General features: G+C 69.9%; 8 protein-coding genes. 3 read left to right on the top strand and 5 right to left on the bottom strand.

The genetic code is table 11. The annotated features are described in order from the left end of the window. Window positions 1-41: 41 nt before the first annotated feature. The 3 genes from BLQ91_RS43170 (at window position 42) to secA2 (ending at window position 6,841) form a co-directional block, all read left to right on the top strand. On the top strand, window positions 42-3,149 hold the full coding sequence (locus BLQ91_RS43170) for a carboxyl transferase domain-containing protein (protein WP_245734184.1): 3,108 nt from the start codon (window positions 42-44) through the stop codon (window positions 3,147-3,149). 9 nt (window positions 3,150-3,158) lie between these two features. Then, window positions 3,159-4,460, top strand: a complete 1,302-nt coding sequence (locus tag BLQ91_RS35935) for an MFS transporter (protein ID WP_245734164.1) — start codon at window positions 3,159-3,161, stop codon at window positions 4,458-4,460. A 95-nt stretch (window positions 4,461-4,555) separates the two neighbouring features. Then, window positions 4,556-6,841: an accessory Sec system translocase SecA2 gene (gene secA2, locus BLQ91_RS35930; protein WP_090104423.1), complete on the top strand. Its 2,286-nt coding sequence runs from the start codon at window positions 4,556-4,558 to the stop codon at window positions 6,839-6,841. A 3-nt stretch (window positions 6,842-6,844) separates the two neighbouring features. On the opposite strand, the gene BLQ91_RS35925 is transcribed toward secA2, so the two are convergent. The 5 genes from BLQ91_RS35925 to BLQ91_RS35910 form a co-directional block, all read right to left on the bottom strand. Beyond that, window positions 6,845-7,132 carry a hypothetical protein gene (locus tag BLQ91_RS35925; protein ID WP_143022994.1) on the bottom strand — a complete coding sequence of 96 codons (288 nt, stop codon included), beginning with the start codon at window positions 7,130-7,132 and terminating at the stop codon, window positions 6,845-6,847. Window positions 7,133-7,175: 43 nt separating this feature from the next. After that, entirely contained in the window at window positions 7,176-8,288 is a 1,113-nt protein-coding gene (locus tag BLQ91_RS35920) for an aromatic ring-hydroxylating oxygenase subunit alpha (protein WP_090104419.1), read from the bottom strand. Then, on the bottom strand, window positions 8,285-9,391 hold the full coding sequence (solA, locus tag BLQ91_RS40765) for an N-methyl-L-tryptophan oxidase (protein WP_281199884.1): 1,107 nt from the start codon (window positions 9,389-9,391) through the stop codon (window positions 8,285-8,287). The genes BLQ91_RS35920 and solA overlap by 4 nt, the downstream gene beginning before the upstream one ends. Further along, a complete protein-coding gene (locus BLQ91_RS40760; protein ID WP_143022993.1) occupies window positions 9,388-11,754 on the bottom strand; it encodes a GcvT family protein in 2,367 nt (788 codons plus the stop codon). Before BLQ91_RS40760 ends, solA begins: the two co-directional genes overlap by 4 nt. 180 nt (window positions 11,755-11,934) lie before the next feature. Next, window positions 11,935-12,705, bottom strand: a complete 771-nt coding sequence (locus BLQ91_RS35910) for an IclR family transcriptional regulator (protein WP_176960138.1) — start codon at window positions 12,703-12,705, stop codon at window positions 11,935-11,937. Between the last annotated feature and the right edge of the window lie 110 nt (window positions 12,706-12,815).

Genomic DNA, 12,815 nt, shown 5'->3' with positions numbered 1-12,815 from the left:
ACATGCGACCGCCGTCACATACTAAGCGGTCGCTCAGGAGGATTGCCGTGCTGCTCGTCGCCAACCGGGGTGAGGTCGCCGTCCGCGTGCTGCGCGCGGCAGCCGACCTGGGGATTCGCACCATGGCGGTGTACGCGGAGGACGACGCCTCGTCCCTGCACGTGACCCTCGCGGACCGGGCCGTGGCCCTGCGCGGTGACTCGCCCTACCTGGACGCCGACCAGATCCTCGACGCCGCGCAGGGGTGCCACGCGGTGCACCCCGGCTGGGGTTTCCTGTCCGAGAACGCTTCGTTCGCCCGGGCGTGTTCGGCGCGCGGGCTGGCGTTCGTCGGGCCTTCCGCTGACGTTCTGGAACTGCTCGGTGACAAGCGGCGAGCACGGGAACTGGCCGCGTCGCTGGGGATCCCGGTGCTGGACGCGGCGCCCGGCGAGTTCCCGGTCATGGTCAAGGCCGTCGCGGGCGGGGGCGGCAAGGGCCTGCGGGCCGTCTGGCGGCCCGAAGACCTCGACAGCGCGGTCGAGGCGTGCCGGGCGGAGGCGCTGGCGGCGTTCGGGGTGGGCGACGTCTACTTCGAACGGCTGCTGACCTCCGCCCGGCACATCGAGGTGCAGCTCGTCGGCACGACCGTGATCGGCGACCGCGACTGCTCGCTGCAGCTGCGGCACCAGAAGGTCGTGGAGATCGCGCCCGCTCCCCTGCTGGACCCGGCGCTGCGCAAGGCCCTGCACTCGGCGGCCGTCGCGCTGGCGGAGGCGGTCGGCTACACCGGCGTCGGCACCGTGGAGTTCCTCGTCGCCGGGGACGCGTTCTACTTCATGGAGGCCAACCCGCGGCTGCAGGTCGAGCACACGGTGACCGAGATGGTGTCCGGAGTGGACCTCGTGCGCACCCAGCTGCTGCTCGCGTGGGGCGGCGACGTCGACTTCACGCCGCACGACCGCGGCGCGGCGGTGCAGGTGCGGGTGAACCAGACCTCGGGCGGCGTGCTGTCGTCGTTCGGCCTGCCCGCCGGACCCGGTGTCCGCGTCGACACGCACGGGTACGTCGGCTACCGGGCCGGCACGCGGTACGACGGGCTGCTCGCGAAGCTCGTGGTGCACGGCGAGGACCTGGACGTCGCGCTGAACCGGGCGCGGCGGGCGTTGCGGGAGTTCCGGATCGAGGGCGTCTCGACGAACCTGGAGCTCCTGCGAGGACTTCTGGCCCGTGACGTCGTCGGCGCGACCACCGACTTCGTGGTCGACGAGCCCGTCTCGGGCATGCGGGCGCCGCTGGCGGGCACGGTGGTCTCGGTGTCTTCGGACTCGGTGGTGCTCGAAGCAATGAAGATGCAGCACGTCGTGCGGGTGTCCGGCGAGGTGCTGGTGTCGGTGGGCGACACGGTGTCCGAGGGGCAGGTGCTGGCCACCGGTTCCGCCGAGTCCGCTGAGGACGTCGAGGCGGTGGACCCGTCGTTCGTGCGCCCGGACCTGGCCGAGGTGCTGGCACGCCACGACTTCGACCGCCCCGAAGCCGCGGCGAAGCGGCACGCCCGCGGTGGCCGGACCGCGCGGGAGAACATCGCCGACCTCTGTTCGGACTTCGTCGAGTACGGCGGGCTCGCCATCGCCGCGCAACGCCGGCGCCGCTCGCTGGAAGACCTGATCGAGCGCACGCCCGCTGACGGCATGGTGGCCGGTATCGGTGTCGTGAACGGCTCACGGGTCGTGGCGATGTCCTACGACTACGCCGTGCTCGCCGGTACTCAGGGCATGCGCAACCATCAGAAGAAGGACCGGCTCTTCGCGCTGGCGCAGCAGGAGAACCTGCCGGTGGTGTTGTTCGCCGAGGGCGGTGGCGGGCGGCCGGGCGACACCGACCACAGCGCGGTCAGCGGTCTCGACTGCGGCTCGTTCCACGCGTTCGCACGGCTCAGCGGGCAGGTGCCGCTGGTCGGGGTGGCGGCCGGGCGGTGCTTCGCGGGCAACGCGGTGCTGCTCGGGACGTGCGACGTGATCATCGCGGTCGAGGGCGCGAACATCGGCATGGGCGGGCCGGCGATGATCGAGGGCGGCGGACTGGGGGTCTTCCGGCCCGAGGAGATCGGGCCTTTGGACGTTCAGGTGCCCAACGGCGTCGTGGACGTCGTGGTGGCGTCGGAGGAGGAGGCTGTCGCCGTCGCCAAGAAGTACCTTTCGTACTTCCAGGCTTCCGCAGGCGTCCCCTCGCCGAGTGCGCATTCGTCGTCCGCGCCCGCGGGGGGACCCCTGAATTCAATTCTCCCAGACGACACCGACAATTCCGGGCCGTCGGCCGGCGGGCGAGCATCGACAGGTGGGCAGACACCGACCGGCAGGCAGACATCGGCCAGCGAACAGGCACCCGCCGGCGGGCAGGCGTGGAGCTGCGCTGACCAGCGCCTGCTCCGCCACGCCGTCCCCGAGAACCGCCTCCGCGCCTACGACATCCGCGCCCTCGTCCACACGCTCGCCGACACCGGCTCGGTGCTCGAACTCCGCCGGGGCTTCGGCAAGGCGGTCGTCACCGCCCTGGTCCGCGTCGAAGGCCGGCCCATCGCCCTGATCGCCAACGACCCGGCCGTCCTCGGCGGTGCGATCGACGCCGACGCCGCCGACAAGTGCGCCCGCTTCCTGCAGCTCGCCGACGCGTTCGGCCTCCCGGTCGTCTCGCTCACCGACACGCCGGGCTTCATGGTCGGCCCGGAGGCCGAGCGCACCGCCACCGTCCGCCACCTCACCCGCATGGTCGTGACGGGCGCGAACCTGACCGTCCCCTTCGGACTCGTCGTGCTGCGCAAGGCGTACGGCCTCGGCGCTCAGGCGATGGCGGGCGGAAGCCTCAAGGTGCCCCAGTTCGCCGTCTCGTGGCCCACCGGCGAGTTCGGCCCGATGGGGCTCGAAGGCGCCATCAAGCTCGGCTTCAAGAAGGAGCTCGACGCGATCGAGGACCCGGACGAGCGCAAGCAGCGCTACGACCAGATGGTCGCGATGGCCTACGAGCACGGCAAAGCCCTGAACGTCGCCTCGGTCTTCGAGATCGACGACGTGATCGACCCGGCCGACACCCGCCGCTGGATCGCCACGGCGCTGGCCCCCGCAACTTCCCGAGCACAAGGGAAGAAACGCCCGTTCATCGACACGTGGTGAGGAGAATCCGTGGTCAGCGTCGCCCCTGCGGAAAAAAAGACGTTGCGCCGGCTCATGGCAGCCGGGCTCGTCGGTTCGTCTCTCGAGTGGTACGACTTCTTCATCTACGCGACCGCCGCGGCACTGGTGTTCCCGAAGCTGTTCTTCCCCGAGGCGACGCCGCTCGTGGCGTTGCTGCTGAGCTTCAGCACGTTCTGGGCGGGCTTCATCGCGCGCCCGGTCGGCGGCCTGGTCTTCGGGCACGTCGGCGACAAGGTGGGCCGCAAGCCGGCCCTCGTCATCTGCCTCGCGATGATGGCGGCGGCGACGTTCCTCATCGGCCTGCTGCCGACGACGGCGTCCATCGGCGTCGGCGCTCCGCTGCTGCTGGTCCTGCTGCGGTTCCTGCAGGGCATCGCGGTCGGCGGGCAGTGGGGTGGCGTGGTGCTGCTGCTGACCGAGTCGGCGGGACCGCGCCGGCGCGGCTTCGCGGGCACGTTCGGCCAGGCCGGTGTGCCGATCGGCGTGCTGCTGGGCAACGTCGCCTTCATCAGCGCCACGACGGCTCTGTCGCCCGAGGAGTTCGCGTCGTGGGGCTGGCGTGTGCCGTTCCTGGCGTCGGCGCTGCTGTTCCCCGTGGTGCTGTTCATCCAGCTGAAGGTCGAGGACAGCCCGGTCTTCAAGGAGCTGCAACAGCGCCGTGCGGAGGCACCGGCCGTGGTCCACGCACCGCTGAAGGAGGCCCTGCGCACGCACCGCAAGCCAATCCTGCTCGGCGCGGGGCTGATGTTCGCGTCCAACGCGATCTTCTACGTGTCGATCGCGGGCGTGCTGTCCTACGCGACGACCTCGCTCGGCCTCAGCCGCGAGTCCGTGCTGGTCGTGTCGCTGCTGTCGTCGCTGGTGAGCATCCCGGTCATCCTCTACGCCGGGCACCTGTCGGACCGCCTGGGACGTCGTCCGCTGATCATCGCGGGCACCGTCGGACTGATCGTGTGGGCGTTCCCGTACTTCCTGCTCGTGGACACGGCCTCGCTGCTGTTGCTGTTCGTCGCGAACACGGTCGGCGGCATCGCGTCCTCTCTCGTGTACGGGCCGATCGCCGCCTACCTGGGTGAACTGTTCGAGGCGCACGTGCGGTACTCGGGCGCCTCTCTGGCGTACCAGCTGGCGTCGATCCTGGTCAGCGGCGGCACGCCGTTCGTGATGACGGCTCTGCTGGGCGCGACCGGGACCTCGATGTCCGTTTCGGCGTTCCTGCTGGTCATGGGCTTGTGCACGCTGGTGTCGGTGCTGAAGCTGCCGGAGACGCACCAGCCGGAACGGGCCTGATCACAGGCTGTGAAGGCCCGATCCAACGGACAAATCGGGCCTTCACAGTCAAGAGGTCTGCGGAACCTGGAGCCGATGCCGTACGTTGCTGCGTCGTGACCACTCTCATGGCGCGCTTGAAGCAGCGGATGCGCAGGTTCGCGCAGAAACCCGGCTCCGTCGACCTCGCCCCGTTCCAGGCCCTGCTCGAGGACGTGGAGAAACACGCTGACGCGTTCAAGGCGTTCAGCGACGAGGAGCTGACCGAGCACGCGAAGAAGCTGCGCGAGGAGAGCACGGACACCGAACTGGTCGCCCTCACGCGGGAGGCCGCGGAGCGCGCCATCGGGCAGCGGCCGTTCGACGTGCAGGTGCTGGGCGCGCTGGGCATGCTCAGCGGCCTCGTCGTCGAGATGGCGACCGGTGAGGGCAAGACGCTCGCGGGCGCCATGGCCGCGGCCGGGTTCGCCGTCAAGGGCAAGCGCGTGCACGTGGTCAGCGTCAACGACTACCTGGCCCAGCGCGACGCGGAGTGGATGGGGCCGCTGTACCGGCTGCTCGGCGTCACGGTCGGCTGGATCAACGGCAGCTCGAAGGCCGAGGAGCGGCGCGAGGCCTACCAGTGCGAGGTCACGTACGCGCCGGTCAGCGAGATCGGCTTCGACGTCCTGCGCGACCGGATCGTCACGAGCCCGGACGACCTCATCGTGCCCGAACCGGAGGTCGCGCTGATCGACGAGGCCGACTCGGTGCTCGTCGACGAGGCGCGCGTGCCGCTCGTGCTCGCCGGCTCGACCAGCGCGGAGGCGGCCGACCCGGTCATCGCCGACCTGGTGAAGCGGCTGCGGCAGAACCTGCACTACGAGATCGACGACGAGGAGCGCAACGTCTTCCTCACCGGTGCCGGGTCGGAGGCCGTCGAGCGCGCGCTCGGCGAGATCGACCTGTACTCGCAGGAGCACGTGACGTCCACGCTGTCGAAGGTCAACGTGGCGCTGCACGCGCAGGTGCTGCTGCACCGCGACGTCGACTACATCGTGCGCGACGGCAAGGTGCACCTGATCAACGACACGCGTGGCCGTGTCGCGAAGCTGCAGCGGTGGCCGGACGGCCTGCAGGCCGCGGTCGAGGCCAAGGAGAACGTGCAGACGACCGAGTCGGGCGAGATCCTCGACTCGATGACGGTGCAGGCGCTGCTGTCGCGCTACCCGACGCGCTGCGGCATGACCGGTACCGCCGTCGCCGTCGCCGAGACGCTGCGGGAGTTCTACGAGCTCGAGGTGCTCGTGATCCCGCCGAACAAGGAGAACATCCGCGAGGACGAGCACTTCCGCCTCTACGCGACGCTGGAGCAGAAGGAAGACGCGATCGTCGAGGAGATCAAGGCGGTCCACGAGACGGGCCGCCCGATCCTCGTCGGCACGCTCGACGTCGCCGAGTCCGAGCGCATCTCCTCCAAGCTGCGCGCGGCCGGCATCGAGTGCGTGGTGCTCAACGCGAAGAACGACGCCGAGGAAGCGTCGATCATCGCCGACGCGGGCTCCTACAACCGCATCACGGTCTCCACGCAGATGGCCGGTCGCGGTACGGACATCCGCCTGGGCGGCCACGAGGGCGAGGACCACGACCGGATCGCCGACCTCGGCGGTCTCTACGTGATCGGCACGGGACGCCACTCGTCGTCCCGCCTGGACGACCAGCTGCGCGGCCGTGCCGGACGTCAGGGCGACCCCGGCGGCTCGGTGTTCTTCTCGTCCATGCAGGACGAGCTGATCACCCAGTACGCGCCGGACGCCCAGGACCCGTCCGAAGTGGACGCCGACGGCCGCGTGCACGACAAGGGCCTGCTGCACACCTTCGAGCACGCGCAGCGCGTCGCCGAGGGCGTGAACCTGGAGATCCACCGCAACACCTGGCGCTACAACAAGCTGATCGAGCACCAGCGCCAGATCCTGCTCAAGCACCGCGACGTGGTGCTGCGCACGGACGCCGCGTTCGAGAAGGTCGGCGGGAAGGAGGGCGTGTCCGACGAGGTGGCCGCCGATGCCGCCCGCACGATCACGCTGTTCTTCCTCGACGACCTGTGGACGCACCACCTGACGTTCCTGTCGGACCTGCGCGAGGGCATCCACCTGCGCGCGCTCGCCCGGCAGAACCCGCTCGACGAGTTCCACCGCGAGGCCATCCCGGCGTTCAACAAGATCGTGCCGGAGTCGTGGGAGCTGACCAGGGAGAAGTACGAGGCAGCCAAGATCACCGACGACGGCTACGACCTCGCCGACGCCGGGGTGAAGCGCCCCAGCTCGACGTGGACGTACCTGGTGCACGACAACCCGTTCGGCTCCGGCCTGGAGGAGACGATGAAGGGTCTCGTGAAGATGGTCCGCGGCCAGCGCCGCTGACGTCTAGCTGTTCGGGATCAGGTCGTCCGCGGGTCTGGCGGGCCGGGGCAGCGCCTCGGCCCGTCTCGTCTTCACGGGCGCGGCGGTCATCGTCGAGCTGACGGTGGCCGTGGCGATCTCGGCGGTCAGCTTCTTGAGCTCCGCGAGGATCATCAGGTGCTCCTGCGACGGCGGCGGTCCCACGAAGTTGGACCTGTCGTGCGCCGTCCGTTCCGCCCGCTCGGCCAGAAGCCTGATGCGGCGGAGGAGGTCGGGCTCCCCTTGGGGGAGCAAGAAATCGGTCTGCTCCATCACCCGTGCAAGCTTTCGCGTGCACGGGTGAGCAGTCGATCCCCTAGTCGGCTGATTCCAGTTTGCCGACCAGCCAGGCGTGGAAACCGCCGATGTGGTGCTCCGATGGCACCAACACCCCACCATGTGCGTAGGCGCGCGAAGCCATGGCCGGCTGGCATCGCTCGCAGGCTTCGAAGTCCTGTTCGTTCACCCGGTGGAACAGCTCGACCGAGCGAGAGACGTCACGTCCGGTGCCGACGACTTCCTTGGCGTAGAGCCAGTCGCACTCGACGACCGTCCGGTCCGCGGCCAGCGGGTACATGCGGTGCAGGACCACGTGGTCCGGTACGAGGTTGATGAACACCTGCGGCTTGACGGTGATCGCGTAGTACTTCCGGTCGCGTTCCTCTTCCAGGGCACTGAGCTTCTCGAAGCCCTCACCACCGTCGACGGTGAAGCCTTTGATCTCGTCGCCGAACTCCGCGCCGTGCCCCACGTAGTACTGCGCCGCGTAGCCGTCGGCGAACTCCGGCAGCACCTCGGTGAGCTCGGGGTGGATCGTGGCGCAGTGGTAGCACTCCATGAAGTTCTCGATGATCAGCTTCCAGTTGGCCTTGACGTCGTAGGTGATCCGCCGGCCCACGGACAACTGGTCGATCTCGTAGCCGTCGATGGCGTCGATCGACCCCAAACGTTCGGTGACGGCGCTCAGGACGTCGTCCTCGAACCTCGGAGGACTGTCGGCCAGGTTCACCCAGGCGTACCCGAGCCACTCGCGCAGGTGCACCTTCGCGAGCCCGTACTCTGTGCGATCGACGTCCGGCATCGAGGTGAGATTGGGTGCGGCGATCAGTTTGCCGTCCAACGCGTAGGTCCAGGCGTGGTATGGGCACTGGAACGCCCTTTTGACGCTGCCGGCCCCCTCGGCGCAGATGCGCGCGCCGCGGTGCCGGCAGACGTTGAGGAACGCGTTGAGGCCACCGGAGCGGTCCCGCGCGACGATCACGCTCTCCCGCCCGACCTGCACCGTGCGGAAGTCGCCGGGGTTCGGCAGGTCGCTCGACCTGACCGCGCAGAACCACATCCTCTCGAAGATGTTCGCCTGCTCCCGCACGAAGATCGCGGGATCGGTGTAGTAGCGGCCCTCAAGGGTGGAGATCAGGCTGCCGGTCATGCTCCGCCTCTCAAGCGAGCAGGGTCGGAAAGGGCGATCGGGTGCCGCGTGGCCCCGTCGGTCACGAGGTCGGCGAGGATCTCCCCGACGACGGGCACGAACTTGAAGCCGTGCCCGGAGAAGCCGCACGCCACCGTCACGCCCTCGTGCTCCGGGTGGCGCGCGATCACGAAGTGCAGGTCCGGGGTGTTGGTGCAGAGGCAGGTCACGGCGCGCTGGAACGTTCCGGCGACAGCGGGCATGGGTGCCCTGGTGGCGTTCGACATCGCCTCGACCTCGTGGGCGTGCACGGTGCGGTCGACGGTCTGAGGGGTGCAGAGCTGCCCGCCGTGGTGGAACGCGACCTTCATGGCGCCGTCGACCTCGGGGAAGCCGTAGAAGTTCGTGCCGTCCGTGCGGTCCCAGAGGTAGACCGGGTGGTCGCGGAGGTCCTCGCCGGGTGTGAAGTAGAACTGGACCGCGCGTTCGACCTCGAACGGGATCCCCAGGTCCCCCGGCAACTCCGGTGCCCACGCTCCCGGGCACACCACGACGTGCTCGGCCTCGTAGGTCGCCCTGGCGGTCGTGACGCGACCGGTCTCCCAACGGGTCACCTGCTCTTCGAAGTGCAGCTCGGCACCCGCCCGTTCGGCGAGCGCCAAGTGGGCCCGCACGGCGTTCTCCGGCACGACGAGTCCCACGCCCTCCTCGTACAGCGCGATCTCGTCCGCGGCGGGGTGCAGGGCCGGAAAGCGGTGGCGGATCTCGCGCGCGTCGAGCAGTTCGTGCTCCAGGCCCCACCGCTCGGCGCTGGCCCTGCTGCCGGTGATCGCCGCGGAGTCCGCGCCGCCGACGATGATGCCGCCGACGCGGTGAAAGATCCGCTCGCCGCTGTCGCGCTCGGTCTGGTCCCACATCTCGTGAGCCCTGAGCAGCAACGGCACGTGGGCGAGGTCCTCGAAGCAGGCCTGCCGCGTGATGCGCGACCCGCCGTGGCTCGACCCGAGCGCGTGCACCGGTGTGAACCGCTCCAGCCCCGGCACCCGTTTGCCGCGCTGGGCGAGCCGGTACGCGGTGGCACCGCCCATGCCGCCCAGCCCGATGACGATGACGTCGTACGTCACCCGCGGAGCCGCTTCATCCCGGGGTCGAACAACGGCTCCTGAGCGGGACGGGCGGTGACCTTCCGCCCGAAGTACTCGATCTCGACCTCGTCGTCGATCTCGCTCGGCAGCCAGGCGTAGGCGATGTTGAGCCCGGTCGTGTACCCGTAGGCGGCGCTCGTGACGTACCCGACCGGTTCCCCTTGGTGGAACACCGGTTCGCCGCCCATCACGACCTCGTACGGGTCGTCGATCGTGAGGCAGGTGAGCTTCTTGGTCGAGGTGAGGTTGTGCAGCGACCCCTTGCCGAGGAACTCCTTGTCCTGGCGCACCGCGAAGCCGAGCCCCGCCTCGAACGGGTCGTGCTCGGTGGTCACGTCCACGCCCCACGACCGGTAGCCCTTCTCCAGGCGCAGGCTGGTGAACGCCCCGCGCCCGGCCGCGATGACGCCGTGCCGCTGCCCCGCCTCCCACAGCGTGTCCCACAGCTTCGGGCCGAGATCGGCGGTGGTGTAGAGCTCCCAGCCGAGTTCGCCCACATAGGACAGTCGCAGCGCCGTCACCGGGACGTTCTTGACGAACCCCTGCTGCGCGGTGAAGTAGCCCTTCCGCACGTCGAGGGTGTGCGGGATGTCGTTGACGAGGTCCCGTGCAAGAGGTCCCCACAGGCCGATGCAGCACGTGCCCGCCGTGATGTCCCTGATGAAGACGTCGTCCGGAGCGTGCCGGGTGAGCCAGTCGAGGTCGAGGTTGCCGTTCGCGCCGACCTGGAACGTGCTCGTGCCCAGGCGCGCGACCGTGAGGTCGCTGCGCACGCCGCCCTGCTCGTCGAGCAGCAGCGTGTAGACGACCGCGCCCGGTTTGCGGTCGAGGTTGTTGGTCGTCATGCGTTGCAGGAACTCCAGCGCCCCCGGTCCGCCGACCTCCAGCCGCTTCAACGGCGTCATGTCGAACAGGGCGACCCGCTTGCGCGTCACCAGCGCCTCGGCCCCGCAGATCGGCGACCAGAACCGGCTCGCCCACTCGTTGCGGTCCGGCACCTCGGCCACCTCGGGCAGGGCCGCGTTGGCCTCGTACCAGTGCGGCCGCTCCCAGCCGGACGCCTCCAGGAAGAACGCGCCGAGCTCCCGCTGACGGCTGTGGAACGGGCTCGTGCGCAGCGGCCGCGGGCTCTGCATGGGCTGCAAGGGGTGCAGCAGGTCGTAAACCTCGACGAAGTTCCGGCAACCGCGTTCCAGCACGTAGTCCGGCGCGAGCTGCACCTGCTCGAACCGGTTGAGGTCGCTCGCGTGCAGGTCCAGCTCCGGCTGCCCGTCCACGATCCACTCGGCCACCGACCGCGCGACGCCCGCGGAGTGCGTGATCCACACCGCCTCGGCGACCCAGAAGCCCCGCAGCCCCGGGTGCTCGCCCAGCAGGGGCATCCCGTCGCTGGTGAACGAGAACAGCCCGTTGAAGCCGCGGTCCACGCCGGCCTCGGCCAGCGCCGGGATCAGCGCGACGGCCGACTCCCACGAGGAGTCGAAGTCCTCCTCGGTGAACGGCAGCTCCGAGCCGGTGATGTCGCGCGCCGCGATCGGCATGGGCCGGTGCCCGTACGCGCCGATGCCCAGCGCCTTGCCGTGCGAGCGGAAGTACAGGTCGGCTTCCTGGTGCCGCAGGATCGGCTGCCTCGCCAACGCGTCGGCGTCGGCGTTCAGCTCGCCGGTGAAGACGTACTGGTGCGCCATCGGCACGAGCGGGACGGTCAGCCCGACCATCTCGCCCAGCACCGGTCCCCACATCCCGGCGCAGGACACCACCACGTCGGCCGGGAAGACACCGGTCCCGGTGCGCACGCCGGTGACGCGGTCCCCGGTGGTCTCGACCGCGACGACCTCCTGCCCGAACTCGAACCGCGCGCCGCGTCCGGCTGCGCGCCGCGCCTGGACCTCGGCGGCCCGCACGGGCCGCGCGAGGCCGTCGTCCGGGGTCAGGAACCCGCCGAGCACCTGGTCGCGGTCGAGCAAGGGGTGCAGCCGGGCGACCTCGCCGGCGTCGACCAACCGGCTCCGCACTCCCCACGACGTGGCCCAGCCGTGGCGGCGGGACAGGTCGGTGAGCCTGGCCTCGGAGGTGGCGATCTCCAAACCGCCGACCTGGTCGAAGCAGCCGAGCGCGGTGTACTTCTCGACGGTGTAGCGGGCGAACTGCGTCATGCTGCGGCACGGGTTGGTCTGGAAGACCAGGCCCGGGGCGTGGCTGCTGGACCCGCCGGCCGCGAGCCCGGCCGCCCGGTCGAGGACCGTGACGTCGGTGAAGCCCCGTTCGGTGAGTTCGTCGGCCAGCGCGCACCCGACGATCCCCGCTCCCACCAGCACCACGCGAGGAACTGCACCAGGCATCAGGACATCCCTTCGCCGCGGTTGCGAATCGCAGAACTCGTTCCGCCATCAGCAACAAACTGCGGCTCGGCGGATCCGCTGTCAATACCGCCGTTCGCGCACCGGGACTCGTCGAACACCACCGCGAGCCCAGACCAGCCGGGAGCCCTGGCCAGCCGGGAGCACGTCCCCCTGGCGGGCTCAGCCCGCGAAGTAGCCGAGCTGCGCCGAGAGGTCCGCCGCCGCCGTGGACATCGCCGGCACGATCTCGTCCACCCGCTGCCGCGACAACCGGTACGAGGGCCCGGACGCGCTCATCGCCGCGACCACCTCGCCCCGGTGCCCGCGCACCGGGACGGCCACGGCGTGCAGCCCCAGCTCCAGTTCCTCGAAGCAGGACGCGTGCCCCTTCGCCGCTACCTCCTCCAGCTCCGCGAGCAGCTTCGAGCCGTCCACGACGGTGTGCTCGGTGTAGGCGTCGAGCGGCAGCGACACCAGGCGGCGGCGTTCGTCGTCGGGGAGGTGCGCGAGCAGGACCTTGCCGGACGACGTGGCGTGCAGGGGTGTGCGCCGGCCGATCCAGTTCACGGCGGACACGGCCGCGGAGCCGCGGGCCTGGGTGATGTTGATGGCGACGCCGGCGTCGTGCACGGCGATGTTGACGGTCTCGCCGAAGGAGTCCGCGAGGCTCTGGCAGACGGGCTGGCCGAGCTTGGTCAGGTCCATGCGGCCGGTGGCGGCGCCGGCGAGGCGCACGACCCCGAACCCGATGGCGTACTTGCCCCTTTCGCCGAGCTGCTCCACCAGGCCGCGCGCCTCCAGCACGGAGACGAGTCTGGACACCGTCGACTTGTGCACGCCCAGCTCACCGGCGATCTCGGTGATGCCGGCCTCGCCCCGGGCGAGGAGTTCGAGCACGCTGATGGCCCTGTCCACGGACTGCACCTGAGCTGCCGAGGCGGAGTTGCTCATCGCGCAACAGTAATCGACAGGTAAAACAACCTGGTGGACTCTTGACGGCGGGTCGTCCGAGGCCCACATTGTGTTGCGTCATTCGGAACGTGTGCCGTGTCACGCAACGG

The organism is Lentzea jiangxiensis, from assembly GCF_900104175.1.
Lineage (GTDB): Bacteria > Actinomycetota > Actinomycetes > Mycobacteriales > Pseudonocardiaceae > Lentzea > Lentzea jiangxiensis.
This window is presented reverse-complemented; position numbering and strand designations above follow the sequence as displayed.